This is a genomic window from Citrobacter freundii complex sp. 2024EL-00216, assembly GCF_043945515.1.
Classification (GTDB): Bacteria; Pseudomonadota; Gammaproteobacteria; order Enterobacterales; family Enterobacteriaceae; genus Citrobacter; species Citrobacter portucalensis.
Genome location: NZ_JBIMRA010000002.1, coordinates 16,137 through 42,568, shown reverse-complemented (window position 1 = coordinate 42,568; position 26,432 = coordinate 16,137). Strand labels below are relative to the sequence as shown.

21 protein-coding genes are annotated in these 26,432 nt (G+C 51.8%); 8 read left to right on the top strand and 13 right to left on the bottom strand.

The features are described 5' to 3' along the window. Positions 1-14: 14 nt before the first annotated feature. Entirely contained in the window at positions 15-1,775 is a 1,761-nt protein-coding gene (locus ACHHZ7_RS02640; RefSeq protein WP_060683793.1) for a DEAD/DEAH box helicase, read from the bottom strand. A gap of 151 nt (positions 1,776-1,926) precedes the next feature. Between ACHHZ7_RS02640 and rsuA the strand changes: the two genes are divergently transcribed. The 3 genes from rsuA (at position 1,927) to ACHHZ7_RS02625 (ending at position 4,518) form a co-directional block, all read left to right on the top strand. After that, positions 1,927-2,634 (top strand): 16S rRNA pseudouridine(516) synthase RsuA, encoded by a 708-nt coding sequence (rsuA, locus tag ACHHZ7_RS02635; protein ID WP_008785291.1) that lies wholly within the window; start codon positions 1,927-1,929, stop codon positions 2,632-2,634. Positions 2,635-2,649: 15 nt separating this feature from the next. After that, positions 2,650-3,840, top strand: a complete 1,191-nt coding sequence (locus tag ACHHZ7_RS02630) for a Bcr/CflA family multidrug efflux MFS transporter (RefSeq protein WP_060683521.1) — start codon at positions 2,650-2,652, stop codon at positions 3,838-3,840. Positions 3,841-4,173: 333 nt separating this feature from the next. Next, positions 4,174-4,518, top strand: coding sequence for a YejG family protein (locus ACHHZ7_RS02625; protein ID WP_085951589.1), 345 nt, complete (start codon positions 4,174-4,176; stop codon positions 4,516-4,518). Between the two features lie 3 nt (positions 4,519-4,521). Here the strand turns inward: ACHHZ7_RS02625 and yejF are convergent, their stop codons facing one another. The 9 genes from yejF to ACHHZ7_RS02580 form a co-directional block, all read right to left on the bottom strand. After that, positions 4,522-6,111 (bottom strand): microcin C ABC transporter ATP-binding protein YejF, encoded by a 1,590-nt coding sequence (yejF, locus tag ACHHZ7_RS02620; protein ID WP_060683522.1) that lies wholly within the window; start codon positions 6,109-6,111, stop codon positions 4,522-4,524. Position 6,112: 1 nt separating this feature from the next. Further along, entirely contained in the window at positions 6,113-7,138 is a 1,026-nt protein-coding gene (locus ACHHZ7_RS02615) for an ABC transporter permease (RefSeq protein WP_003834577.1), read from the bottom strand. Continuing rightward, positions 7,138-8,232 carry a microcin C ABC transporter permease YejB gene (locus ACHHZ7_RS02610; protein ID WP_003834575.1) on the bottom strand — a complete coding sequence of 365 codons (1,095 nt, stop codon included), beginning with the start codon at positions 8,230-8,232 and terminating at the stop codon, positions 7,138-7,140. The genes ACHHZ7_RS02615 and ACHHZ7_RS02610 overlap by 1 nt, the downstream gene beginning before the upstream one ends. Further along, positions 8,233-10,047 (bottom strand): extracellular solute-binding protein, encoded by a 1,815-nt coding sequence (locus ACHHZ7_RS02605; protein WP_032944024.1) that lies wholly within the window; start codon positions 10,045-10,047, stop codon positions 8,233-8,235. It lies immediately after the preceding gene. Positions 10,048-10,147: 100 nt separating this feature from the next. Further along, the gene (locus tag ACHHZ7_RS02600; RefSeq protein ID WP_060683523.1) at positions 10,148-11,707 is read right to left on the bottom strand and encodes a cyclic di-GMP phosphodiesterase; all 1,560 of its coding nucleotides are present in this window, start codon (positions 11,705-11,707) and stop codon (positions 10,148-10,150) included. Between the two features lie 167 nt (positions 11,708-11,874). Further along, positions 11,875-12,444: a bifunctional murein DD-endopeptidase/murein LD-carboxypeptidase gene (mepS, locus tag ACHHZ7_RS02595; RefSeq protein WP_003834567.1), complete on the bottom strand. Its 570-nt coding sequence runs from the start codon at positions 12,442-12,444 to the stop codon at positions 11,875-11,877. 413 nt (positions 12,445-12,857) lie between these two features. Then, the gene (locus tag ACHHZ7_RS02590; RefSeq protein WP_191215549.1) at positions 12,858-13,571 is read right to left on the bottom strand and encodes a phosphatase PAP2 family protein; all 714 of its coding nucleotides are present in this window, start codon (positions 13,569-13,571) and stop codon (positions 12,858-12,860) included. A 33-nt stretch (positions 13,572-13,604) separates the two neighbouring features. Beyond that, on the bottom strand, positions 13,605-14,591 hold the full coding sequence (locus ACHHZ7_RS02585; protein ID WP_003834563.1) for a GTP-binding protein: 987 nt from the start codon (positions 14,589-14,591) through the stop codon (positions 13,605-13,607). Between the two features lie 119 nt (positions 14,592-14,710). Then, positions 14,711-16,177, bottom strand: a complete 1,467-nt coding sequence (locus ACHHZ7_RS02580; RefSeq protein WP_008785284.1) for a mannitol dehydrogenase family protein — start codon at positions 16,175-16,177, stop codon at positions 14,711-14,713. Between the two features lie 202 nt (positions 16,178-16,379). On the opposite strand from ACHHZ7_RS02580, the gene uxuA reads away from it, so the two are divergent. Further along, positions 16,380-17,570, top strand: coding sequence for a mannonate dehydratase (gene uxuA / locus ACHHZ7_RS02575; protein WP_048215901.1), 1,191 nt, complete (start codon positions 16,380-16,382; stop codon positions 17,568-17,570). A gap of 45 nt (positions 17,571-17,615) precedes the next feature. Here the strand turns inward: uxuA and ACHHZ7_RS02570 are convergent, their stop codons facing one another. Beyond that, entirely contained in the window at positions 17,616-19,088 is a 1,473-nt protein-coding gene (locus tag ACHHZ7_RS02570; RefSeq protein ID WP_060683525.1) for a PLP-dependent aminotransferase family protein, read from the bottom strand. Positions 19,089-19,253: 165 nt separating this feature from the next. Between ACHHZ7_RS02570 and torC the strand changes: the two genes are divergently transcribed. The 3 genes from torC to torD are packed head-to-tail and all read left to right on the top strand — an operon-like array spanning position 19,254 to position 23,517. Continuing rightward, complete coding sequence (torC, locus tag ACHHZ7_RS02565; RefSeq protein ID WP_060683526.1) at positions 19,254-20,387, top strand: pentaheme c-type cytochrome TorC; 1,134 nt, start codon at positions 19,254-19,256, stop codon at positions 20,385-20,387. Positions 20,388-20,396: 9 nt separating this feature from the next. Continuing rightward, positions 20,397-22,895 carry a trimethylamine-N-oxide reductase TorA gene (gene torA / locus ACHHZ7_RS02560; protein WP_060683527.1) on the top strand — a complete coding sequence of 833 codons (2,499 nt, stop codon included), beginning with the start codon at positions 20,397-20,399 and terminating at the stop codon, positions 22,893-22,895. After that, complete coding sequence (torD, locus tag ACHHZ7_RS02555) at positions 22,885-23,517, top strand: molecular chaperone TorD (protein WP_060683528.1); 633 nt, start codon at positions 22,885-22,887, stop codon at positions 23,515-23,517. Before torA ends, torD begins: the two co-directional genes overlap by 11 nt. A gap of 715 nt (positions 23,518-24,232) precedes the next feature. Here torD and yeiP read toward each other — a convergent pair. Further along, complete coding sequence (gene yeiP / locus ACHHZ7_RS02550; protein ID WP_003027452.1) at positions 24,233-24,805, bottom strand: elongation factor P-like protein YeiP; 573 nt, start codon at positions 24,803-24,805, stop codon at positions 24,233-24,235. A 157-nt stretch (positions 24,806-24,962) separates the two neighbouring features. Between yeiP and ACHHZ7_RS02545 the strand changes: the two genes are divergently transcribed. After that, positions 24,963-25,217, top strand: coding sequence for a YkgJ family cysteine cluster protein (locus ACHHZ7_RS02545; RefSeq protein WP_008785278.1), 255 nt, complete (start codon positions 24,963-24,965; stop codon positions 25,215-25,217). On the opposite strand, the gene setB is transcribed toward ACHHZ7_RS02545, so the two are convergent. Further along, positions 25,214-26,395: a sugar efflux transporter SetB gene (setB, locus tag ACHHZ7_RS02540; protein ID WP_060683529.1), complete on the bottom strand. Its 1,182-nt coding sequence runs from the start codon at positions 26,393-26,395 to the stop codon at positions 25,214-25,216. The genes ACHHZ7_RS02545 and setB overlap by 4 nt on opposite strands. Between the last annotated feature and the right edge of the window lie 37 nt (positions 26,396-26,432).

The following is a 26,432-nucleotide window of genomic DNA, read 5'->3' as shown; positions in this document are numbered from 1 at the left end:
AATCAAAAGTACGATTAACCGCGTAATTCATGTGCCCGACGAAAGCGTCCTTCATAATTGAAGACCTTTTCACGGACCTGCCAGTACTGACCTTTCATGCGCGCCACCACGAAATCAGGATGCCGTAACAACGCCTGCTGATTGAGGATATCGGCGGCGGTTATCCAGCGTAAGGGTATACCGGGTGTTCGGGTGTGCGGGCGAATAAACAGTTGTTCGAAGGCCGTACGCTGTGCGGGAGTGTGCAGGCGAAAGCGTTCGCTGACGTCAGCGCCATCTTCATCGTAATAGGTGATTTTCAGCCATTCGCCTTTTTCATCCTGCCCGTTTTGTAACACCATACCGCTACAGCGCAGGACCAGTGCATCTTTGAGCCTGAGCGCGGCTTTCAGCATGTCATCCGGGTCAACCAGCACCGTGTCGCACTCCCGACAACGGCGGGCAGCAATGTCATTTTCCGCGTTGCACTGTGGACAGTTTTTAAAACGGAAACGAAAATCGCACTGTTCGCGATGGCCGTCATCATCTTCAAACCATCCCTGGCAGCGGCGGCCAAAATGTTCAATCAGCGTGCCGTCTGCCGTGGTTTTGCCCCAGAAGGTGTTTGCAAATCCGCAGGCAGGACAGAACACCTGTACCGGAACGTTGTCGCTTTTCCCTTTCGGTGCACCCACTTCCGGTGCGTACAGATCGTGCGGGTTGCCGGCATAATCGAGGATCAGACAGTCGGTTTTACCCGGTGCAAGGCGCAACCCACGACCGACAATTTGTTGGTAAAGGCTAACTGATTCCGTCGGGCGCAGAATGGCGATAAGGTCAACGTGCGGGGCATCAAAGCCGGTGGTCAGGACCGACACATTCACCAGATAGCGAAAGCGCTGGGCTTTGAACTCTTCAATCAGCACGTCGCGCTCAGCGCCTGGCGTATCCCCAGTGATTAGCGCGGCGTCGTCAGCGGGCAGCAGGCCCAGAATTTCTTTGGCGTGCTCAACGGTGGCGGCGAAAATCATCACCCCTTTGCGGGTTTGGGCAAACTCGACAATCTGGCTGATGATATGCGGCGTTATTCGTTGCTGCTTTTTCAGCTCCTGATTCAGATCCGCTTCGCTAAACAGGCCGTTACTCTGCGCCTGCAGGCGGCTAAAGTCATACTGCACGACCGGCATGTCGAGGCGTTCTGGCGGCGTCAGGTAGCCGTGTTTAATCATGTAGCGCAGCGGTAATTCATAAATGCAGTCGCGAAACAGCGCTTTTTCATCGCCGCGCACCATACCATGATAATGAAAATGATAAATCCAGCCCTTGCCCAAACGAAAAGGCGTGGCGGTAAGCCCGAGCAGACGTAAGTGGGGATTTACTTTAGTCAGGTGAGTGAGGATTTGCTGATACTGACTCTCTTCATCATCGCCAATACGATGGCATTCATCGACGATCAGCAGTGAGAATTCTCCCTGAAAGGCGTCCAGATTACGCGCTACCGACTGTACGCTGCCAAAGACCACTTTCCCGTGGCTCTCTTTACGCTTCAGGCCTGCGGCAAAAATATCGGCTTCCAGCCCCAGCGCACAATATTTGGCATGGTTTTGTGCGACCAGTTCTTTGACGTGCGCCAGTACCAGTACGCGACCACGTGCCACGCGGGCCAGTTCAGCAATCACCAGACTTTTGCCCGCGCCGGTTGGCAGGACGATAACCGCCGGGGTGCGGTGGTGGCGAAAATGGTTGAGCGTGGCGTCCACGGCTTCTTTTTGGTACGGGCGAAGAGTAAAAATCATGAGCTCATTAAGGTAAACAGCAACAATGTATAGTATGCCATGAATCATTTCCCTTGAGGGATGGTGTAACACCGCTATACTGGGCGGATAATAGTCCCACTTTTCGGGCGTAAACCCGCTTCTCGTATTTTTACAGGCAAAAATCACACTCATGCGACTTGATAAATTTATCGCTCAGCAACTCGGCGTCAGCCGCGCTATTGCCGGGCGTGAGATCCGTGCTAACCGCGTTACCGTCGACGGTGAAATCGTTAAAAACAGTGCCTTTAAGCTGCTACCAGAACACGACGTCGAATATGACGGTAATTCCCTGGTTCAACAAAATGGCCCGCGCTATTTTATGCTGAATAAGCCTCAGGGTTATGTTTGCTCAACGGATGACCCGGATCATCCGACGGTGCTCTATTTCCTTGATGAACCGGTTGCCTACAAACTGCATGCGGCAGGGCGTCTGGATATCGACACCACCGGACTGGTACTGATGACCGATGACGGACAGTGGTCGCATCGTATCACCTCTCCTCGTCACCATTGTGAGAAAACCTATCTGGTGACGCTGGAGTCGCCAGTGGCAGACGATACCGCCGAGCAGTTTGCCCATGGCGTACAGTTGCATAATGAAAAAGACCTGACCAAACCGGCTGTTCTGGAGGTCATTACGCCAACTCAGGTGCGATTGACCATCAGCGAAGGGCGTTATCATCAGGTAAAACGTATGTTTGCCGCGGTGGGTAACCACGTTGTGGAACTGCACCGTGAACGAATTGGTGACATCAGGCTTGATGACGATCTGGAGCCGGGTGAATACCGTCCATTGACCGAAGAAGAAATCGCCAGCGTTAACTTAACCCCGCGTTAATTTCAGGAGCTAAATGTGACCACCCGGCAGAACTCGTCAATTGCCATAGTCTTTATCCTTGGCTTGTTAGCCATGCTGATGCCGTTGTCGATTGATATGTATCTTCCGGCGCTACCTGTTATCTCAGAACAGTTTGGTGTGCCTGCGGGTAGCGCGCAGATGACCCTCAGTACCTATATTCTGGGGTTTGCAGTGGGGCAGTTGCTCTATGGCCCAATGGCTGACAGCATTGGGCGCAAGCCGGTGATTCTGGGCGGAACGCTGGTGTTTGCGGCGGCGGCAGTGGCCTGCGCCCTGGCGCAAACTATTGATCAACTGATCGTGATGCGTTTCTTCCACGGTCTGGCTGCCGCGGCGGCCAGCGTGGTTATCAACGCCCTGATGCGCGATATCTATCCGAAGGAAGAGTTCTCGCGCATGATGTCATTCGTCATGCTGGTGACCACAATTGCGCCTTTGTTGGCACCTATCGTGGGTGGTTGGGTGCTGGTATGGCTTAGCTGGCACTATATCTTTTGGATCCTCGCCATGGCGGCTGTTCTGGCGTCGGTGATGATCTTTACGCTGATCAAAGAGACCCTGCCTGTAGAGCGTCGCCAGCCGTTTCGCCTGCGTACCACTATTGGCAACTTTGCCTCGCTGTTTCGTCATAAACGAGTGCTGAGCTATATGCTGGCCAGCGGGTTCAGCTTTGCCGGGATGTTCTCGTTTCTGAGCGCCGGACCCTTTGTTTACATTGAGATCAACCACGTTTCACCGCAGCATTTCGGTTATTACTTCGCACTGAACATCGTATTCCTGTTCGTGATGACTATCATCAACAGTCGCTTTGTGCGTCGGGTTGGGGCATTGAATATGTTCCGTACCGGTCTGTGGATCCAGTTCGTGATGGCGGGATGGATGGTCTTTAGCGCACTGTTTGGGCTGGGGTTCTGGGCTCTGGTCGTTGGCGTTGCGGCGTTTGTTGGCTGTGTATCGATGGTGTCATCAAACGCCATGGCGGTTATTCTGGATGAATTTCCGCATATGGCGGGAACGGCGTCATCGCTGGCTGGGACATTCCGCTTTGGTATTGGCGCCATTGTCGGGGCCCTGTTGTCTCTGGCGACCTTTAACTCGGCCTGGCCAATGTTATGGTCGATCGCATTTTGCGCTACCTGCTCAATTCTCTTCTATCTTTACGCCAGTCGCGCTCAAAAACGGTGATCTATTACACAACCTGGGGGCCATAAGGTCTCCAGAGTTGATGTACATCAACCGCAAATCTATCATTTCCCCCGCTTATGTTTATTTTATGTAAAATCAATTTATGTAAAAAGTCACATCATTGTAGTTAAAAAGGTTGAGTTAGATCGCAGAAACGAGTACATATAGCCCGGAAATATGCCAGAACCGTTGAATAAATTTAATTACTGGGTTCTGTAAGCAGCATAAGTACTGGATGTAAACGTTTACCAACTGTCTAAAGACGTATTGTCAATGATGTGTTAATATTGATGTAAAATAATTGTGAAGTGATTGTGCTTCCAGGGAAAGAAAGTGATGACATTACAACTCTCAATCGTTCATCGTCTGCCGCAGAGCTATCGTTGGTCGGTGGGTTTCGCAGGTTCGAAAGTTGAACCGATTCCGCAAAACGGTCAGAGTAATGAGAACAGCCTGGTGGCACTCAAATTGCTCAGTCCTGATGGTGACAGCGCGTGGTCAGTCATGCATAAGCTCAGCCAGGCCCTCAGTGATATCGAGGTTCCTTGTTCCGTACTGGAATGTGAAGGAGAGCCGTGCCTGTTTGTGAATCGCCAGGACGAATTTGCCGCGACCTGCAGACTGAAAAACTTCGGCGTGGCTATCGCAGAACCATTTTCAAACAACAATCCTTTTTGAGCGTCAGCTTAGCGCGAGCAGCTGACGCGTATAGGCCTGCTGTGGTGCGTTAAAGACGTGCTCGCATTGCCCTTGCTCCACGACCTCTCCCTGACGTAGCACAATAACCTGATGGCATAATGCGCGTACTACGTGCAAATCATGGCTGATAAAAATATAAGCCAGCCGATGCTTTTTCTGTAAGGATTTTAACAACGTCAGGATTTGCGCCTGTACGGTCCTGTCGAGCGACGATGTTGGTTCATCCAGAATGATCAGGGAAGGTTTGAGAATCAATGCTCTCGCAATAGCAATGCGTTGGCGTTGCCCACCAGAAAACTCCGCAGGATAACGATGTCGCGTTTCGCTATCCAATCCCACTTCCGCCATTACCGCTTTCACCTGTGCCTCGCGTTGTTCGGCTGACAGGGTAGGCTGATGAACGCGCAACCCCTCCTCGATAATCTGTAGCACGCTCAGGCGTGGGTTCAGCGAGGAGTTGGGATCCTGAAATACCACCTGAATACGGTGACGGACCGGCAACAGCTGGCGTCGATTTAAGGTATGCAGTGCCAGACCATCGAACACAATGCTTCCCTGCGAGGTGATTAACCGCAGAAGCGCCAGTCCGGTAGTGCTTTTTCCGGAGCCTGACTCTCCAACCAGCCCCAGCGTTTCACCGGGCCGGAGGGAAAAACTGACGTTGTTAACGACGACGTTGTGGTCCACCACGCGTTTCAGGATACCTTTGCGGATAGGAAAGGCGACGCGGAGTTTTTCCACTTCCAGCAACGGAGCTTGCCCGACAGGCAAAGGTACCGGGTCGCCGGAAGGTTCGCTGTTTAACAATTTCTTCGTGTAGGGATGCGTTGGCGCAGTGAGCAACTGTGCTGCTCTATTTTGCTCAACGCACTGGCCGTTTTGCATGACCGCCACGGTATCGGCCAGTTTTTTCACAATACTCAGGTTGTGGGTGATGAACAGTAATCCCATGTTCAGCTCGCGCTGTAGTTCCCTCAGCAATTGCAGAATCTGTGCCTGAACGGAAACGTCCAGCGCGGTAGTCGGTTCATCAGCAATAAGCAGCTCAGGTCGTGTCAGCAGTGCCATGGCGATCATCACACGCTGGCGTTCACCGCCGGACAGCTGGTGTGGGTAATCTGCGAGACGTTTGGCTGCCTGACGGATGCCAACGCGATCCAGGCAGGTCAGGATTTCTGCCCGCGCCGCCTCCCGACGCATTCCCCTATGCAGCGACAGCACTTCGTAAAGCTGTTTTTCCAGATTGTGGAGCGGGTTCAGTGACACCATCGGCTCCTGGAAAATCATGGCGATTTTATTCCCCCGTACGCCGCGAAGCGTCTGCTCGTTGGCGTGAAGTAATGATTCACCATGAAAACGGATGTCCCCGGAAGGGTAAACTACCGGAGGGGACGGTAACAACCGTAGGATAGAAAGCGCGGTCACGCTTTTCCCCGATCCAGACTCGCCCACCAGCGCTAGCGTTTGTCCGGCATCAACCCGTAGTGAGAGGGCATTGACTACGGTGCGCACGGTCTCTTGTTGACGAAAACCTACCGATAAATTCTCAATGGCTAACAGAGGTTGTGTCATTTTAAATCGCCTTGTTGGGATCAAACGCATCGCGTACCGCTTCACCAATAAAGATCAGTAGCGATAGTAGCAGGGCAACGGAGATGAACGCGGTGATGCCAAGCCACGGTGCCTGCAGGTTGTTTTTACCCTGTAACAGGAGTTCTCCCAGTGATGGCGAGCCAAGCGGTAAACCGAACCCAAGAAAATCCAGTGAGGTTAGGGTGGTTATCGAGGCGCATAAAATAAACGGTAAAAAAGTCAGGGCCGCGACCATCGCGTTGGGCAGCATATGACGCAGAATAATACTGCGATCGCTTACGCCTAGCGCTTGAGCGGCTCGAATGTAATCAAAGTTTCGGGTACGTAAAAATTCCGCGCGCACCACGCCAACCAGGCTCATCCAGCCAAACAGTACGGTAATGCCCAGCAGCCACCAGAAGTTAGGCTGGACCACGCTCGACAATAGGATGATGAGAAACAGCGTTGGCATTCCTGACCAAACTTCAATGAATCGTTGCCCCCACAGGTCCACCTTGCCGCCATAATAGCCCTGAATTGCGCCAGCCATAATGCCCATCACGCTCGAACAGAGGGTGAGCATTAGACCAAACAAGACAGAAATACGTGTGCCGTAGAGGATGCGCGCCAGTACATCACCGCCGTTGGCGTCTGTTCCCAGCCAGTTTTGTGCGGAAGGCGGGGAAGGGAAGGGCTTATCGGTGGCAAAGTTAATGCTGGTGGCCCCAAAGCGTATTGGTGCCCACAGGATCCAGCCCTGGTTTTCCAGGCGCTGTTGTAGCCACGGGTCCTGATAATCAGCCTGAGTCGCCAGCGGTCCGCCGAAGTCGCTTTCACTGTAGTTTTTGAACAGGGGGAAATACCAGCTATTGTCGTAGCGCACCAGTAGCGGCTTATCATTGGCAATCAGTTCTGAACACAGGCTAAGACCGAACAGCACCAGAAAAATCCACAGCGACCAGTAGCCGCGACGATTGTGGCGAAAGCGCGCCCAGCGGGCCTGATTGACGGGGCTTAATCGCGACATTAGCGTCCCTCAAAATCAATACGAGGATCGACCAGCGTATAGCTGATGTCGCTGAGGATATTCAGCAGCAGACCGATCAGGGTGAAGATATAAAGCGTGCCAAACATTACCGGGTAGTCGCGTGATACGGTGGATTCATAACCCAGCAATCCCAGGCCGTTAAGTGAGAACATCACTTCAATCAGCAGTGAGCCGGTAAAAAACATGCTGATAAACGTTGCCGGGAAGCCGGCGATCACCAGCAACATGGCATTGCGAAACACATGTTTCCACAGAATATTTTTCTCGCTGACCCCTTTAGCACGTGCGGTGACGACATATTGTTTGCGCACCTCATCCAGAAATGAGTTCTTGGTCAGCATAGTCAGTGCGGCAAACCCACCAACCACCGTCGCCAGCACCGGCAGGGTAATATGCCAAAGGTAGTCGGTTACTTTCTGATACCAGGGCAGGGAGTCAAAATTGGCGGATACCAGCCCGCGAAGCGGGAACAGGTCGTAGTAGCTTCCCCCGGCAAAAAAGACGATCAGCAAAATGGCAAACAGAAAGGCCGGTATGGCATAGCCGATAATAATAAATGCGCTGCTCCAGACATCAAACCGGCTGCCGTTATGCACCGCTTTGCGGATCCCAAGCGGTATCGACACCAGATAGATGATGAGCGTACTCCACAGCCCCAGCGTGACGGAAACAGGCAGGCTGTCTTTGATAAGCGTCAGCACCGAGGCGCTACGAAACAGGCTGTCACCGAAATCGAAACGAATGTAATCCCAGAGCATTTTGAAGTAACGCTCATGAATGGGCTTATCGAACCCATAGCGGCGAGTGATTTCGGCGATCACTTCCGGGTCCAGACCCCGTCCGCCTCGATAATTACTGTCGCTGATGTTACCAACGCCGGTTTGCGCGTGGCTGGCACGAACACCTTCGCTACCCGCGCCGGGTAATGCCCCGCTTTGCCCGAACTCAATGGCGGCGACGGCCTGTTCAACCGGGCCGCCTGGGGCAATTTGCACGATAAAAAAGTTGATGGTGATGATGGCCCAAAGCGTTGGGATCACCAGCAGTAGACGTCGAATCAGATACGCGCCCATTTATTCTCCCTGTCGTCTGGCTGCGGGCAGTTTCGCCGCTTTGTTGACGTCATACCACCAGTTGTCGAGGCCAATGGTGTAAATTGGGCGAATAGCAGGATGCGAAAATTTATCCCACCAGGCGATGCGATCCTCTGCCATAAACCACATCGGCAACATGTAGTAGTTCCAGGTTAATACCCTGTCCAGTGCCCGGCCCAGTGGGATCAATTTGGCTTTATCACCTTGTGCCGCGATGATTTGGTCGATCAGTTTATCAATCACCGGGCTTTGTACGCCGGGGGCGTTGTAGCTGGAATCAATATATTGAGAGGCCCACAGAATTTGCAGGTCCGAACTCGGCCACGGCATCGCGCGATACAACCTCGGCATCATGTCATAGTCGCGACTGCGCAGGCGGTTCGTGATTTGTGAGTTATCCACCTGGCGGATATTCATGGTAATACCTAAGCGCTGCAGGTTGTGCTGGAACGGCAGCACCCACTGACTGTTGCTGCCCGCCGGGAGCAACAGTTCAAAGCTCAGAGGTTTACCGCTGGCGCTGTTTACGCGCTGCTGACCCTTTAGTACCCACCCGGCCTGCTCCAGTAAGGTATCGGCTTTCAACAGGTTGTCGCGATCGTAGCCATCGCCTTTTGATTTTGGCGGCTGATAGATTTGGCTAAAGACCTCAGGGGGGAGATCTTTTTTCAAGGGCGCGAGTATCACCAGTTCATCAGCGTCGGGGTATTTTGTCGCGGCATATTCGGTATTCTGAAAATAGCTGTTGGTCCGGCTCCAGGCATTATAGAACAGCGCTTTATTCATCCATTCAAAATCAAAGGCCAGCGTGATGGCTTCCCGCACCCGTCGGTCGCTGAATACCGGACGCTGAATATTAAATGCCAGCCAGCGGGTATCCTGCGCGGATTCGTTCTTTTGTTCATCTTTGATGATGTAGTGATTCGCGAAATTTTTCCCGGTATAGCGCGTCGCCCAGTTTTTGGCATCATTTTCAAGACGCAGATCAAACGCACCGGCCTTAAACGCTTCAAAGGCGACGTTATCATCCAGATAGTAGTCGTAGCGGATGGTATCAAAGTTCCAGCGTCCACGATTGACGGGCAGATTAGCGGCCCAATAATCTTTGACGCGCGAATAGACAATATACTGGCCCATCTTCCATTTCGTAATGCGATAAGGGCCGCTGGCGAGCGGTGGCGATGATAAGGGATCGCTGAGCTTATGATCTTTCCAGTACTTCTCTGGCATTACGGGTAATGAAAACAGGCTGAGCATGTCCTCTTTACCCGGTTTGGCTAATTCAATGCGTACGGTTAATGGCGCGATGGCTTTTACCGTTGTTCCCTTGTAGACCAGACGAAACTGCGGCACGCCTTCAGTCATAAATTTGTGGAAGGTGAATGCGACGTCGCGGGCGGTAATGGGTGAGCCATCGTGAAAACGCGCTCGTGGATTAATGGCAATTTCTACCCAGGAATAGTCGTCAGCATAGCGTGCGCTGTCGGCAATGAGCGGGTAATAGCTACCAGGTTCATCGTCAGAGGTCGTAAACAACGTATCGTAAAGCGTTTCGGTACGTGCACCAGGGTTACCGCGCATCGCATAGCGGTTAAAGTTGTCAAACGTGCCAATGGCGGACAGGGTGATTTGACCCCCTTTAGGGGCTGCGGGATTCACATAATCGAAGTGATTAAAGTTAAATGCGTACTTCGGTTCACCCAGTACGGCAAAAGCATAGCTTTCTTTGATGGATTGCGCCTGGGCGCTAAACCCGATGAGGGTAATAAACAGAAGCAGTACGCGAGGGATCATATAAAAGCGATTTCCTTTTCCTGCCACAACCCGACGGGCATCATGCCTGAAAGATAAGGGATGTAGCGGCGAGTGAGAGTATATGAATCGCATACTGCGATCACCACGTCGGCTTATTGGGCTGTGCCATCCAACGCACAAAATCAGCAAGCTTTAATGGTCGGCTAATCCAGTATCCCTGGAAAAAATGCACCCCACGATCGCGCAGCCAACGGGCTTGCTCAGGAGTTTCTACCCCTTCCGCAACCGTCAGCATATTAAGACGTTTAGAAAGTGTCAACACGGCGTCCAGAACCGGAGAGGTCAGCGTTTCCGTCCCGATGGCGTTAATAAATCCGCGATCGATTTTCAAGTAGTCAACGGTAAAGCGTTCCAGATAAATAAGCGCGCTATGGCCGGTGCCAAAATCATCAATCGCAATTTCAAAACCTGCGGAATGCAGCCATTCAAATAGCTTTGTGGCCTCGTGCTGATTGAGCATATCTCGTTCAGTGATTTCCAGCACTATCTGAAAATAGTTTGCGGGAAGTGAAGCGTGCAGGTGCCGGATGTCGTCTTTAAATGTCTCGCCATGCAGATGCGATGGCGCGATATTGATCCCCAATTTTGCGCCAGCGGGTAACACTTTTTGCAGCGCGGGGGCATCCTGGGCGATCAACTTAAAGAGATGCTGAGTCAGCGGGACGATCATTTTCTGTGATTCAGCGTAATGAATAAAGGCATCCGGTGGGATCTCGCCTGTTGTTGGGTGATTCCAACGTAACAGGACCTCGACGCCTTTCACCTCCAGCGTTTGCATCTCTACGACGGGCTGATATACCACATAAAACTGGTTATGTTTGATGGCGTTGAGGATATCTTTGCCTGGGCGTAAACGGATGCTGTAGATGTAGTACCAGAGAAGAAGAGCGACAATAATACCAGCCATGCATCCCAACATAATAGAATACCAGACGTCGGTATAGTTCCACTCTTCTGCGTATAAGCGAATTTTAAGCGGGATCCCTTCAAGGGTTGCCTGCCGCCAGGGGGTATGAGGAAGAGCGGAGACATCGATGATTTGCGATGAGAATGTCGAAATTGCAGTATTACCAACGATAATAGCAATACCGTCAAAATCATCCTGCCGGGCGGTATAGAGTAGGTAAGGCGCCAGATTAATATTCAATGAGGTAAATACGCCGCTATCGTTGAACGACGCGTTTCGGTGCCAAATCATGATCGCTGGCTTATCCGGCATCATGGGTGTGCCGGGAAGTAATTCCACATCAATATTTCTGCTGATATCGAGGTTTGGTATCAAATCCAAAATCGGAGTGAACATGGAACCTGTTGCGGAAGAGCAGAAAGCGATGCCGTCTTTTACCAGTAAGAAAGCGCGAACGTTCAGGCTAAAGGCTGCACTGGAGGTCAGTTTTGCACCAACTTGTTGGCAACTGTTGGCAACCAGCGGCTGAAGGGCATCGGTGGTGGTTTTGAGGTCGGTGAAGTAGCTGCTGACGTAATTCTGGATATCGGTAAGGAGCGTGTCGTACTTAACTTCTCGTTTATGCCAGGTGACGAAAAACTGCAGGGTACTCACGAGTATTGCGACGATAAGCCCCGTTAACATACAGGAAAGCAGGATTTTCCGACCGGATGAAGAAGAGCGTCTGAACATAGATCCTTATTTTACCTGATTTAACCGCTTACTCTGTATGAATATAACCTGAAATGACTCATGTTGTGAGATTTTTCTTAGTCGCAGGGGGAAACAAAAAAGCACCGCCGAAGCAGTGCTTTTGGAATGTCTCATCAGGATAGCCAAGGGATAGCTGCCAAACGAAACTAACTGCGGCTCAGAACCCGGCGAGCTTCGTTGTAGCGTTTTTTCCAGTAAGGCTCGTTCATGCTGGAAATGATAACGCCACTGCTGGTCGAGGCATGTACAAACTGGTTGTTACCGATATAAATACCGACGTGACGGCCAGTAGAACCAGCACGGAACAGAACCAGATCGCCTGTGCGCAGATTAGTGCGCGAAACGGATTTTCCCGTTTCCTGTTGTTCATAGGTTGAGCGCGGAAGCTCTAAACCAAATTGCTCGCGGAATGTACGCTGCACGAAGCTTGAGCAATCAATACCTTTTTTGGTGCTGCCGCCAAGGCGGTAACGCACGCCTTTCCAGTCAGCATACTGGTCCATAATACGTGATTTAACATCGATATTACGTACCATATTTTCAAATTCATCCTGAGAGGCTTGCAGTGAAGAGTTATCTCCATTGCCCACAGCATGCGTCTCAGAATGCATATTCTTGGCGGTGTTCGTTGTGCTACATGCAGAAAGCAGAACCGCAACTGCTATCGCGGGTATGCCCCGCAAGATATATCTCAAAATCGGTTGAGATTTGACCATTTTGTTTGTTTTCCCTTGAAGTCCTTAACGATAAATATCGTTATAAAAAATGCCAAACGTGACGAGACTAATTACCATCGCACGATGAGACAATTCCTTAAGGTCAAATCTGTGGCAGAACGCACAAATTTATTCTGAAAGGGAATAATTATCCCGCGAGGCAAAACGAGTTCGAGATTACCCGATCGTTCCGGTCAATGCGAGTGATTTTACGTGATTTCTTATAAGAAAAATTGATACAGAAAGTGAATAAACGGCATTGTCTAAATTAAGAACAATCAGGGTAAAAAATACGCAACCTACTCATTTTAAACATGAATAAGATGACAGGAGAATGACAATCAGAATGATGAAATATTGCCCGGCATCATCAGGGAATCAGAAGTATCCCTGATGATGTTAATTACTCTGCGTTATTTGTTTAAAAATTGTTTGTTTTTGCCGGGTAGATAATTCACGAACAGAGTGACTAATCGGTCGCTTAATGGCGTCATTAGCCACCAGGGAAGGCCAATCAAGACCACCGTCATGGAGCCAACCACGATATCAGTGAGCCAATGAGCGCCAATCATTACGCGCGGAAAGGCAAAAACCACAGCAATAATAAGGCCGATTATTCCTGCGACTTTTCCGAAATAACGCAGCATAAATGCGGAAAAAATAAGCAGCATCATGCCGTGATCGCCAGGAAAACTGTCTTTCGACGCATCTTTGGTCGGAATATGCAGCAGTTCGCTGACGCGATAAATATTATCCAGCATAAGCGTGGGGCTGGCGCGTTTAACGGGAATAAGCGCCTGGCCCAGCTGATTTAATACCACTGCGGTGAACAGCATAACCAAACCAATTGCCACAATGCGTCGGCGACCTTCCGACGTCTCTTTGAGCCAAAAGTGCAGCATCAATGCGCCCATAGCCAGCAATGAGCAGCCATCAAATGCCCGATTATTGGTAATAGCAACAACCCATAAGAACAGCGGGCTTTCCACCAGTTTATGATTAAAGAAGCGGAAGACGCCCGTATCGAGTGAAGACCAGAACCCATGCCCGGCTGGAATATACCAGGACAGAAACAGTGCCAGACCCGCAATATTAAGCAGGAGGATTAAAGGGTATCGGGTTTTCATCGTCGTTTACCATTGCTAAAAACGAAGGCAACCTTACGCGCTAGCGTCTAAACGAAGTCTCAACAACGCGCTCTGTAACGCATTCCAGTCAGTCTCGGTATCGGCGATGAGTTCAATACGGCTATCCGGTGGCGCGACGTTTTGCGTCTCTATATGCCAGTCGTCTCCCTGGCGGTTAATGCGTACCAGTCCTTCTTTAATACGCATTACCCCCTTTACGCGTCCAACAGGAGCAAGACGCGACCATTCCAGCAGACCGATGGTATCGAACACTGTATCGGCGTCAAAAATCCAACCGCAGGCCTGATGGCCCTGACCGCTGTTCAGGCTACGACGCCAACGCTGCTGTGCGGGTAAGCTCAACGCTGCCAGCCCCTTTTTGTTGGCATGGCTATGGGCGTGCTCCGCGCTTGCAGGAAGCTCCGCCAGGTTTAGTCGGGGCAAATCCAGTAGCTGACCGTCAATTTGCCCATGGTCGGCATGAACTAACTGGCGATTACCACCGTAGTGTTGCCACCAGCTTTGTAGGGCGTTTTCGCTTTCCGTCGTGGCACGGTCGGTTTTGTTGGCAACAATGATATCAGCGGCGGCCAGCTGATCGCGGAAATTGTCATTGGCGACGCTTTTCTCATCCAGTAACAGGCGAGGATCAAGGATACAGAGGGTTGCGCGCAGATCGATCCACGGCTCATAAACCGGTGCGGTGAGTAAATCCAGAATCTGTTTGGGATGCCCGAGGCCGGTGGGTTCAATCAGCAGGCGGTCGGGTTTTCCCTGACGCAGCAGCGTATTGAGGCCAACCTGCATTGGCAGACCGTTAACACAGCACATACAGCCGCCGGGGATCTCTTTTAGCAGCGCACCGCTGTCGGCCAGCAACGCGCCATCAATGCCAACTTCACCAAACTCATTAACCAGCACGGCCCACTTCTCAGCAGGATCTTTGTTTGCCAATAAATGAAGAATAGAGGTGGTTTTGCCACTGCCGAGAAAACCGGTGATGAGATTGGTTTTAGTCACATTTACTCCAGAATCATAAATTACCGTAATGGCATTTAACAATCCTGGCGAAAAACGGGGAAAAAGAGAAGGGGTGAGAGGACGAAGAGGCGCTTCGTCCTGCTTAATGGCAGAAATCGTTAACTTTTTAACGTCTCAATGACAGCCTGATGCGCACCGTATTGGGCAATGCGTTGCCAGGCCTGCTGAATGGCCGCGACAAACTGCGGATTCTGTACGAGATCGGTGGCGAAAATCTCGCGCAGCGAAAGCAGGGCGTTGACGCGTTCTGACTCTGTGCTCTGTTTAACCAGAGCGGCAATTTTTTCACTCAACGGGTCACGAACATCAATAGCGGTGCCTGAATCATCCACGCCGCTCACATAACGCATCCAGCCCGCGACGCCGAGCGCCAGCAGTGGCCACTCGCTTTGGCGGGCTAAATGTACGCGGATCCCTTCCAACATGCGCTGGGGTAATTTCTGGCTACCGTCCATCGCGATTTGCCAGGTTTTATGTTTCAACGCTGGGTTGGCAAAACGCTCCAACAGGCTTAGGGCATACTGGTCTAAATCAACATCGGTAATTTGCAGCGTAGGTGCCTGTTCGTTGAGCATCAGGCGGTAAGCGGCTTCACGAAATGCGCTGTCCTGCATACAGTCGCTGATGTGCTGGAACCCGGCCAGATAGCCGAGATAAGCGAGAAACGAATGACTGCCGTTCAGCATCCGCAGTTTCATTTGTTCCCACGGCAACACATTTTCGACCATCTGGACGCCCGCCGTTTCCCATTGTGGGCGGCCACACACAAAATTATCTTCAATCACCCATTGGATAAACGGTTCGCAGCTGATTGCGCAAGGATCGGCAACCCCCAGCTCGCGGGCAATTTCGGCCAGTGACTCTTCAGTGGCGGCAGGGACAATGCGGTCGACCATGGTGCCTGGGAAACTGACATGCTCCTGAATCCAGGTTGCCAGTTCTGGTGAACGTTTCTCCGCCATTCCAAGGACGGCGTTTTTTACCACATGACCATTGTCCGGGATGTTATCGCAAGAGAGGACGGTAAACGGCTGTAGCCCGCGTTCACGTCGGCGATGTAGGGCTTCAACAATAATTCCGGGGGCAGAGTGCGGTTCAGTCGGTGTTTGCAGATCGTGAGCAATACGTGGATTACTGAGGTCTAACGAGCCTGTCGCCGGATCGATGCAGTAGCCTTTTTCTGTGATGGTTAGCGAGACAATAGCCACCTGAGGTTCGCAGAATTTTTCGATAATGGCCGCCAGCGAATCCAGCCTGGCGTTGAGACATTCGTTGACGGCGCCGATAACAATTGGCTGGTTGCCGTTGGCCCCTTTTTCCAGCACGGTAAATAAATGATCCTGTTCGCGCAGTTGGCTCATCAGTCGATCGCCGCTGAACAGACTGATCTCACAAATACCCCAGTCTCCACCCTGCGCATTCAGCACCCTGTCGGTTAGTAACGCCTGATGGGCGCGGTGAAAAGCACCGAAACCAAAATGCACAATCCGCGTTTTTAATTGCTGGCGGTCGTATTGCGGCATCATGACATTTTCCGCCAGTGGCGCTGAGGCAATAGTTTTCATTTAATACACCTGATTAACCATAAATTAACAATGGCAGTATAAAGTTATATGACAACAAATTGAATTGGTGTGCCTTATTTATCCGGGGAATGTGAGCTTGATCAACCAATCATCGGCAATGTGTTGATCAGTTGACGGATGCCTGTATGGTAGTCGTCATTAAGATGATTTAATTTGGTATAACAACTTGTGAGGTGAAACAATGGAACAAACCTGGCGTTGGTACGGACCTAACGATCCGGTATCGCTTGATGATGTGCGTCAGGCTGGCGCAACGGGTGTTGTGACCGCCTTGCACCATATTCCTAACGGTGAAGTGTGGCCGGTAGAAGAAATTCAGCAGCGTCAGGCCATTCTGGCTGAAAAAGGGCTGACCTGGTCGGTAGTGGAAAGTATCCCTGTCCACGAAGATATCAAAACGCGTTCAGGTCAGTATCAAACGTGGATTGCCAACTATCAGCAGAGTATCCGTAATCTGGCGACCTGTGGTATCGATACGGTGTGCTATAACTTCATGCCGATCCTCGACTGGACGCGTACCGACCTCGAATATCAGCTGCCGGATGGTTCCAAGGCGCTGCGTTTTGACCAGATTGCTTTTGCGGCCTTTGAACTTCACATTCTGCAACGCCCGGGAGCTGAAGCGGATTATACCGCCGAAGAACAACGCCAGGCGCTGGACTACTTCAATGCCATGAGTGATGCAGAAATTGAAAAACTGACCCGCAATATCATTGCTGGCCTGCCTGGTGCAGAAGAGGGCTATACGCTGGATCAGTTCCGTGCGCGTCTCGCTGAATACGACGGCATCAGCAAGGACGATCTGCGCGATAATATGGCGGTATTCCTGCGGGCGATTGTGCCAGTGGCAGAAGAAGTCGGCGTGCGTCTGGCCGTGCATCCTGACGATCCGCCGCGCCCGATCCTCGGCCTGCCGCGTATCGTTTCGACTATCGAAGATATGCAGTGGCTGAAAGAAACGGTCGACAGCATAAATAACGGTTTCACCATGTGCACCGGTTCTTACGGCGTGCGCGCTGATAACGATCTGGTGAAAATGATCGAAACCTTTGGCGATCGTATCCACTTCACGCACCTGCGCTCAACCTGTCGTGAAGATAACCCGAAAACCTTCCACGAAGGTGCGCACCTGCAGGGCGATGTGGATATGGTATCGGTGGTGGCTGCCATTTTGAGCGAAGAGCAGCGGCGTAAAAAGGCGGGCGACCTGCGTCCTATCCCGATGCGTCCGGATCATGGACACCAGATGCTTGACGATCTGCACAAGAAAACCAACCCGGGCTACTCTGCGATTGGCCGCCTGAAAGGCCTGGCAGAAGTCCGTGGCGTTGAGCTGGCGCTGAAACAAACGCAGTTCCGCGATCTGCTGTAAGTCTAACAACAGGGATTGCGCGACAGGCGCGATCCCTGTTTTTCATCAAGGTTGCGCGAGCGCCTGCTCCAGCACTGTCAGCACTTTATTGATCTGCTGTATCTGCAATCCACCAAACCCAAAAAACATAACAGCATCGCTGTTCTCTTTGCGCCATGCGGCTTCTGATCCATTTTCTATATCCGGCAGAGTGTCGAAACGGATCCCGGCCAACAGGCAGCATTGTTGCAACCTGGTGATGAATTCTGCGTGTCTGGCAATGCGTAACGAGAGGTGCAGACCTGCCGTTGCGCCAGCGATTTTCCCTTCGGGAAACAGAGTGGAAAGGCCATCGCGTAACAGGGTGAGGCGCGTCGCATAGCTGCAGGCCAGCTTGCTGATATGCGTATAAAACACCTGATTTTGCATCAGTTCGGCCAAAAATTGCTGCAACAACCACTGGCTGCCGTTGTTATTGAGCGCTTTCATATTCTGTACCGCCGGAAGCAGTTCATCAGGGCAAATAAGATAGCCAAGCCGTGCGCCTGGCCCAAGCGTTTTAGAAAATGTCCCCATGTAGATAACCCGGTTGTGATAATCCATGGCTTTCAGCGCAGGAAGGGGATTTTCCCCATAGGTAAAAACGGCATCGTAATCATCTTCAATGATGTAAGCGCCGACGCGTTGCGCCCACGTTAATAATGACTGACGGCGCTCCAGTGAAAGCACGCTTCCCATCGGATACTGATGCGCTGGAGTAACATAACAAAGCTGGGTTTCATACTCGGGTAAATTATCTGTTTGCAGCCCGTGGTTATCTACGGCAATTGACGTAATGTCTGCACCGTAATAATTAAAAAGATGCCATGCGCCAGAATAACAAGGGGATTCGGTCACAATATGGCACTTTTTTTGCTGACTGACAGCATGATGAATAATAAATATTTGGCTGAGCAGTGATAATCCTTCCTGAATCCCGTTGGTAATGATGATGTTCTCTGCTCGGGTATTAATTCCGCGGGATAAATTAAGGTATCTGACCAATTGCTCACGCAGTGAAAATAATCCACTTGGTGAATGGTATCGGGTAAATAATTGTTCTTTAAGTATGCTTGGAGCATTATTCCATTTCCGCCAGCTTGACCAGGGAAAAGCGTTGGGATCGGGGACGCCCATCCGACAGTAGCACTCTCGTCCAGGCTCGGCGTAAACATCGGTTGAGACTCCGGCAGCTTTAGGTTTTGTCGGCGGAGAACCCTGGGTAACGGGCACATGTGTTGGTGTTATACGTACAGGCGTGGTGAATATCACTTCATAGCCGATGCCGTGTCGGCTCTTGATTAACCCTGCAGCCATAAGCTTATCATAGGCCATCACTACCGTTATTTTGGCTACGTTCAATACCTGAGCCTGCTCGCGAATAGAGGGAAGCTTATCGCCACAAAGCAAATCTCCCCGCTGAATAGCCTGGAAATAAAATTGAAAAATTTGCAATTGCAGCGGAGTGCGGAGTTCTCTATTGAGCGTTAATGTAAGCATGAGGAATTCCTTATTAACATATAGCCACTATATTACGAATTTCTCGTTTTTACTATTTGATACACCTCATGGAGTAGCGGCTGTTCCTATAGCTTGCCATCGCTGTCTCTATTTTTGATTTTTATTATCCCTTAGCGTGTCGCTATTAAAAAAATGGAGGCAAGCATGTCGTGGATAAGAAAGAACGCATTGTGGTGCGTATTGGCTGGGGCGGTGGCAATGGCCCTGGCTATTTGGGGAACGTGGCAAGGCGTTCATTACACCAGTACCACCGAATTTTGTTTATCGTGTCACTCGATGCGCACGGCTGGAGAGGAATATAAAACCAGCGTGCATTTTCGTAACGCATCTGGCGTGCGGGCTGAGTGTAAGGATTGTCATATCCCCCCGGGCGTTGTTCCAACGCTTATTCGTAAAACTGAAGCCTTAAACGACCTCTATCACACCTTTATTTCTCCTTCTATCGATACTCCTGAAAAGTTTGCTGCCAAACGCCCGGAGCTAGCCCAGCGGGAGTGGGCACGCATGAGCGCGAATAATTCAGCGGCGTGTAAATCCTGCCATAGCTATGAGGCAATGGATCATGGCAAGCAATCGGCAAATGCGGCTGCGCAAATGACCGCAGCGGCAGCAAAAGACAGTAACTGTATCGATTGTCACAAAGGAATAGCCCATCACAAACCCGATATGAGCAGCGGTTTTCGCGATCGCTATAAGCAGCTACAGCGTCAGGGAGATATGCCAACGGATGCGACCACGCTGTTCTCATTAAGCGAAAAATCACTGGTGGCAACGGCAGGGAGTCCGGCCGGGAAGGCGCTGTTATTTCCCGCCACCGAGGTCAAGGTGCTGAAAAAAGAAGGCAGTAACGTGCAGCTCGAAATCACGGGCTGGCGAGAAAGCAAAGGGCGTGGACGGGTGATCACCCAGTATATGGGGAAACGCGTTTTCTCCGCCGTTCTCGATGAGCCCCTGATGGCGAACGTAAAAGTGCTACACACCCAGGTCGATCCTGACTCACATCAGGAATGGCAGCAAGTGAGCGTCACCGCCTGGACCACCGATCAGGACTTTATCAACACGCTTGCGCCAATCTGGGAGTACTCAGATCAAATGCTGCAATCCACCTGTAGCGCCTGTCATAGCACTCCTCCTACAACCCGATATACCGCTAACGGCTGGATCGCCGGACTGAAAGCCATGTCGACCTATTACCGGCTTAATCCGGTGGAGGAACGTACGTTGTTGAAATACCTCCAGACCCACGCCAGCGATGTGTCTGAAACCAACAAAAAGTAAGGATAATGTATGGATATTCATGACTTTAATCCGTCCCGCCGCCGTTTTCTCAACGGAATGCTGGCGGTGGGGGCTGCCAGCGCACTGGCGCCTAATCCGCTGATATCAAAAGTGTGGGCGGCGGGGGAAAATCCCGAACAGTGGATCCAATCTGGTTCGCACTATGGCGCTTTTGAAGCCAAAGTGGTCAACGGTGAGTGGACCGAAACCCGTCCGTTCAAACATGACAAATACCCCTGCGATATGCTGAACGCGGTGCGTGAAGTGGTCTACAACCCGTCGCGGGTGCGCTACCCGATGGTGCGTCTGGACTGGCTGCGTAAGCGTGAGAAGTCAGATCGCAGTCAGCGCGGAGATAACCGTTTTGTACGGGTCAGTTGGGATCAGGCGCTGGATCTGTTTTACGATGAGCTGGAGAGGGTGCAAAAAACCTATGGCTCATCAGGCGTATTTACCGGGCTTGCCGACTGGCAAATGGTGGGCAAATACCATAAAGCGGGCGGGGCGATGGATCGGGGACTTGGCCTGCATGGTAGCTATGTGACAACCGTCGGCGACTATTCTGCGGCAGCGGCACAAGTCATTTTACCGCATGTGATTGGTTCGCTGGAAGTTTATGAGCAGCAGACGTCGCTTCCGCTGGTGATTCAAAATAGCAATACCATCGTGCTGTGGGGCTGCGATCCGATCAAGAACCTGCAGATCGAGTTTTTGGTTCCCGATCACGATGCGTTTGGCTACTGGCAGCAGATTAAAGAGGCGGTAGCGCAGGGTAAGATGCGCGTTATCAGTGTTGATCCGGTGCGTAGCAAGTCACAAAACTATCTTGGCTGCGAGCAGTTGGCGTTGCGGCCACAAACCGATGTCGCGTTAATGCTGGCGCTGGCGCATACCTTGTACGAAGAAAAACTGTACGACACGGCGTTTATTACCGATTACACCGTCGGTTTTGAGCAGTTTTTGCCGTATTTGCTGGGCGAAACCGATAAACAGCCGAAAAATGCCGAATGGGCGGCCGAAATCTGCGGCCTGACGGCAGAGCAGATCCGAGACTTCGCCCGTCTGTTGGTGAAAGGCCGGACACAGTTTATGGGCGGTTGGTGCGTACAACGCATGCACCATGGTGAGCAGTATCCGTGGATGCTGGTGATGCTGGCCAGCATGGTCGGTCAAATTGGTTTGCCCGGCGGCGGGGTAGGATTTGGCTGGCACTACAACGGCGGTGGTACGGTAACATCCGCCGGGCCTGTGCTTTCTGGACTGGGAGGGATCACGAATCCCCCGCAGGCAAAGTACAACGCGGATTTTCGCGGCGCATCGGAGCATATCCCCACTTCGCGTATCGTTGACTGCCTGCTTGAGCCGGGCAAAAAGGTTGCCTTTAACGGCGAGACGTTAACCTGGCCTGACATCAAAATGGCGATCTACAGCGCGGCGAATCCATTTCATGCGCAGCAGGACAGGAATCGCATGATCGACGCGTGGAAGAAGCTGGAAACCGTGGTGGTGTTGGATCACCAATGGACCGCGTCGTGCCGATTTGCCGATATCGTCCTGCCCGTTACTACCCGCTTTGAACGTAACGATATTGAGCAGTTCGGTACGCATTCGAATAAAGGGCTGATGGCGTTGCATCAGATCGTCAAACCGCAATATGAAGCGCGGCATGATTTTGATGTATTTGCCGGGCTGTGTAAGCGCTTTGACAAGGAAGCGGTGTACCGTGAAAACCGTGATGAAATGCAGTGGATACAGGCGCTTTATGACGAAGGCGTGAAGATGGGGGCATCGCTCGGCGTCTCATTACCGGATTTCACAACGTTCTGGCAGGGGGACGGATATATTGAATATCCGCCGGGGCAGCCGTGGGTACGTCACGGTGAGTTTCGCGACCAGCCAGATCTGAATCCGCTGGGAACGCCGTCAGGTCTGATTGAAATCTACAGCAAAACCATCGCGGGCTTTGCCTATGAGGATTGTCCGGGGCATCCGGTGTGGATGGAACCTTTTGAGCGTACCCATAGCGGCAAAAAAGATAAATACCCGCTGCATCTGCAATCCTGCCATCCGGACAAACGTCTGCATTCCCAACTGTGCTCTAGCGAGGCGTTTCGCAACACCTATGCGGTTGCCGGAAGAGAACCGCTTTATATCAGTGAACAGGATGCCACCGCTCGTGGCTTAAAAGCCGGTGATATCGCCCGCGTTTTTAACGCTCGTGGTCAGGTACTGGCTGGCGTAGTTGTCAGTCCGGATTTTTCCCCTGGCGTGGTCCGTATTCATGAAGGTGCATGGTACTCCCCGCAGGAAGGGGGGAAAGCCGGGACATTATGCACCTATGGCGACCCGAACGTGCTGAGCGCGGATATCGGTACTTCACAGCTGGCCCAGGGGCCTTCAGCGCATACCGTGCTGGTGGAGGTCGAGCGTTATCAGCAGAAAGCCCCGCAGGTGACGGCTTTCGGTGGTCCGCAGATTGTGAAAGAGGAGGGGACCAGTGCAGCATAAGCAAATTCATCAGCAGCGGGCAGCTGTGTACCAGTGGTTTTCGCAACTGCTATTTCGTGAACTGGATGAAAAACAGCTCGCCAGTCTGGAAAACGGCGATAGCCAGGCTTGGATTGCCTCACTGGCGGCGGTTCCTGGAGTGTCTGCCGAGGTTAAACGTTTTGAGCGTAGCCTGGGCCGGGTTTTGCGGCGCGACTCCCGACAGCTGGAGCTGGCAGCAGATTTTGCCTCGCTGTTTCTGCTGGCCCCGCCGGCTAGTGTTTCTCCCTATGCAGGGCACTATCCACACACGACAGCGGCAGAAGAACGTCGGCAAATGAATGTGCTGCTGATTGAGCAAGGTCTGGCAGCGCGAGAGAATGAACCCTCCGATCATATTGCTGTGCAGTTGGCATTAATGGCGAGGATGGTTGCTAAAGAGGAGAGGCTATCGGCGCAATATTACTTTTTGCATCATCATATTCTGTGCTGGGCACCGTTATTTCGCGACGCTTGTCTGGTGCGGGATAACGAGGCGTTTTATCCTCAGGCGGTAAATCTGATAGTGCGTTTTATGCAAGAGGATGAACAGTATCTGGAGTCATTGCTGATGGATGATTTTTATCTCAGCAGCCAGCGCTGAATATGACAAAGGGACAGCCTGCGTTGTAATGCCAGTCAGTTAAGCATTATGGAGCATATTTTATTGCGGCATAGGGTTCCGTTCACCTCAGCGGAGTCATTTCTCTGAAGCGCAGATACCCGTGAACGTGCAAGGGAGGCTCACCGCCGCCTCCCTTGCATCCCAGGCTCCCGGCGGGAAAATCGTCGCGATGCGATTCATTCGGCTCATGCCGTCTGCCTGTCGGGTCGGGGACGAGCCTGCGTCCCTGCAGGCCGTCCCCTCTGCCCGCATCCATGCGGGCAGACCCGGTCAGCCGTCAACGACTCATCGATTTTCAGCCGGACCGGGGTCATCGCTTCAACGCTCTGACTTCCAGTGAAACCCGTTTTGCTGTTTAAACAAAAAACGCAGATGGTCAGGTGTGGGCTGGTCCGGCTGAAAATTGCCGACGTGATTCCGTAAGGCCGGGAGAACCCGCAGGGATGCGGGTTCAGGGCGCGCTTTGCAGGGACGCTACCTCGCGCCCGGCCCGATAGCCTGAAGGAAAAAGCGGAGGGTATTGCGTAGCAACAATTTTCCCGCCGGGAGCCGGGATTGTTAAGGGTACGGCGATAGTACCCTTAACACGTTCACAGGCAGTATCGTTTCAGATAAGTGATATCACTAAAGTGAACGGAACATTTTGCCAGAGACAACATGTCATTATCTTTGGTTCACCTGTAACGACAGGAGCTTAATCTGCACGGCCCATATAGCGACGTTCTTCGATATGAATACGGATTTTTTCACCCGCACTCAGATACTCAGGAACCTGGATCACCAGACCGGTGCTCAGGGTTGCTGGTTTGTTGCGCGCACTCGCTGAAGCACCTTTAATCCCCGGTGAGGTTTCAACGATTTCCAGGTCTACGGTCTGCGGCAGTTCAAGCGCCAGTAGCTGGCCATCCCAGGTCAGGACCTGCATGTCCGGCATCCCGCCTTCCGGCATGAACAGCAGCTCTTCTTCAATCTGGTCTTTGGTGAAGGTATACGGGGTATAGTCTTCTTTATCCATAAAGATGTATTCGTTGCCATCGACGTAGGAGAAATCAACGCCACGACGGCTCAGAGTGACGGTATCCACGATATCGTCACCTTTGAAGCGCTCTTCAACTTTCAGACCGGTACGCACATCAGAAAAACGCATTTTGTACAGCGTGGCAGCACCACGTGCAGACGGTGATTGAATATCGATATCTTTTACAATCAGCAGTTTGCCGTTGTAGTTCAGTACCATACCTTTTTTAATTTCGTTCGCTCTTGGCATCGAAAAAATCCTGTAGTGAGGAGTGTCTAAAATATCGCGTAAAACTACTCGCGCCGGGGCATTCAGGCAAGCGGAATTCATGCTTTTGCTGGTGCAAAAAAGGTGGTACTGTGCCCTTCCCGCACAATCCGATGGTTTACGATAAAGAGAGTACTGTATGGAATGCCGTCCGGATTGTGGTGCATGCTGCACCGCGCCTTCAATCTCCAGTCCCATCCCCGGTATGCCTGATGGCAAGCCCGCTAATACGCCCTGCGTTCAGTTGGATGAATCCCTGCGTTGCAAAATTTTTGCGTCGCCGCTACGACCAAAGGTGTGCGGCGGTTTACAGCCCAGTGCGGAAATGTGTGGGCGGACGACGCACCAGGCCATGGTTTATCTCATTGAGCTTGAAGCGCTAACCGCGCCTTAAACGTCCTTGATGCGCATCAGGCACGCGACGGTGGCGACGATCATCACTAGTGCAAACCAGAACACCGCGTGATAGTTCCAAATTTCAGCGGCAATCCCCGCCAGCGATCCGGCAATAATCCAGCCCACGCGAATGGTATTCGTATAGAGGGTGGTGGCTGAACCCGCCTGTCCCGGCATCAGGTCCTGGAAATAGAGCATACCAATCCCGCCGAGAATACCGATGTAAATCGCGTTCAGCAGCTGTAAGCCAAGCAATATCGCCGGAGAGTGAGCCAGCAGCATACCGGCATAAAAGAAGAATCCGGCAACGACGGCAATTCTCATCAACAGACGTTTACCCAGACGCTTTGCAAAATAGCCAGCAATCAACATGGTTGGGATTTCCAGTCCGGCTGCGGTACCCATCATGATGCCCGCCAGTTTTTCCGGCAGATGCAGTTCGTTGATGATAAACAGCGGCATATTAATGATATAGAGACTATTGGTTCCCCACATTAATGTGCAGATAACAAACAGCAGCAACGTGTCGCGTCGATTGCGGCGCGGGGCCTCAACTGCGCCTGTCGCGAGAGGCACGTTTTTACTCATTGAGGGTAAAAACAGCCAGACCATTACGCCGCAGACAACAAACGCCACCGCCGCGCTGAGATACATCACCGTAAAGCTGAATCCCATGGCCAGCGCGTAGGCCAGCGGCGGGCCAATTACCCAGGCCAGCGAAACCTGTGCACGTAATATTGAGCTGAACATGACGGCTTCCCGACCTGTGCGGTCGGCGTGTTCACGGGCGAGAGCAAACATTTGCGGGTTGGCGGTCGATCCAAAGCTGCTGAGGAATACCCCGACAAACAGCAAGATAAAATAATTACGGTTCCAGGCGAACAGCACGCAGGCCAGCATCCCCAGCACGCAGCAAAACACAATCAGGTTCTTGCGATCGCCTTTTCTATCTGAACGTCCGGCCAGAAACTGACTTACCAGAATACCGATCACAGCGCTACCGGTAAAAAAGAACCCGACCATGCCGGGACGGGCGTGGACTTCATCCGTCAGAAAAAGGCTGAGCGTTGGCGTCTGCAACGCACCGGCGATACCCGTCAGAAATGCGACAAGCAGGAACGCCGAAGACGTTAAATCAAACGCCTTGGGTGTGGCGGCTACGGGGGTGTTATGCATGTTTTGATATCAATGATGTGAAGAGACGCGGAGTTTA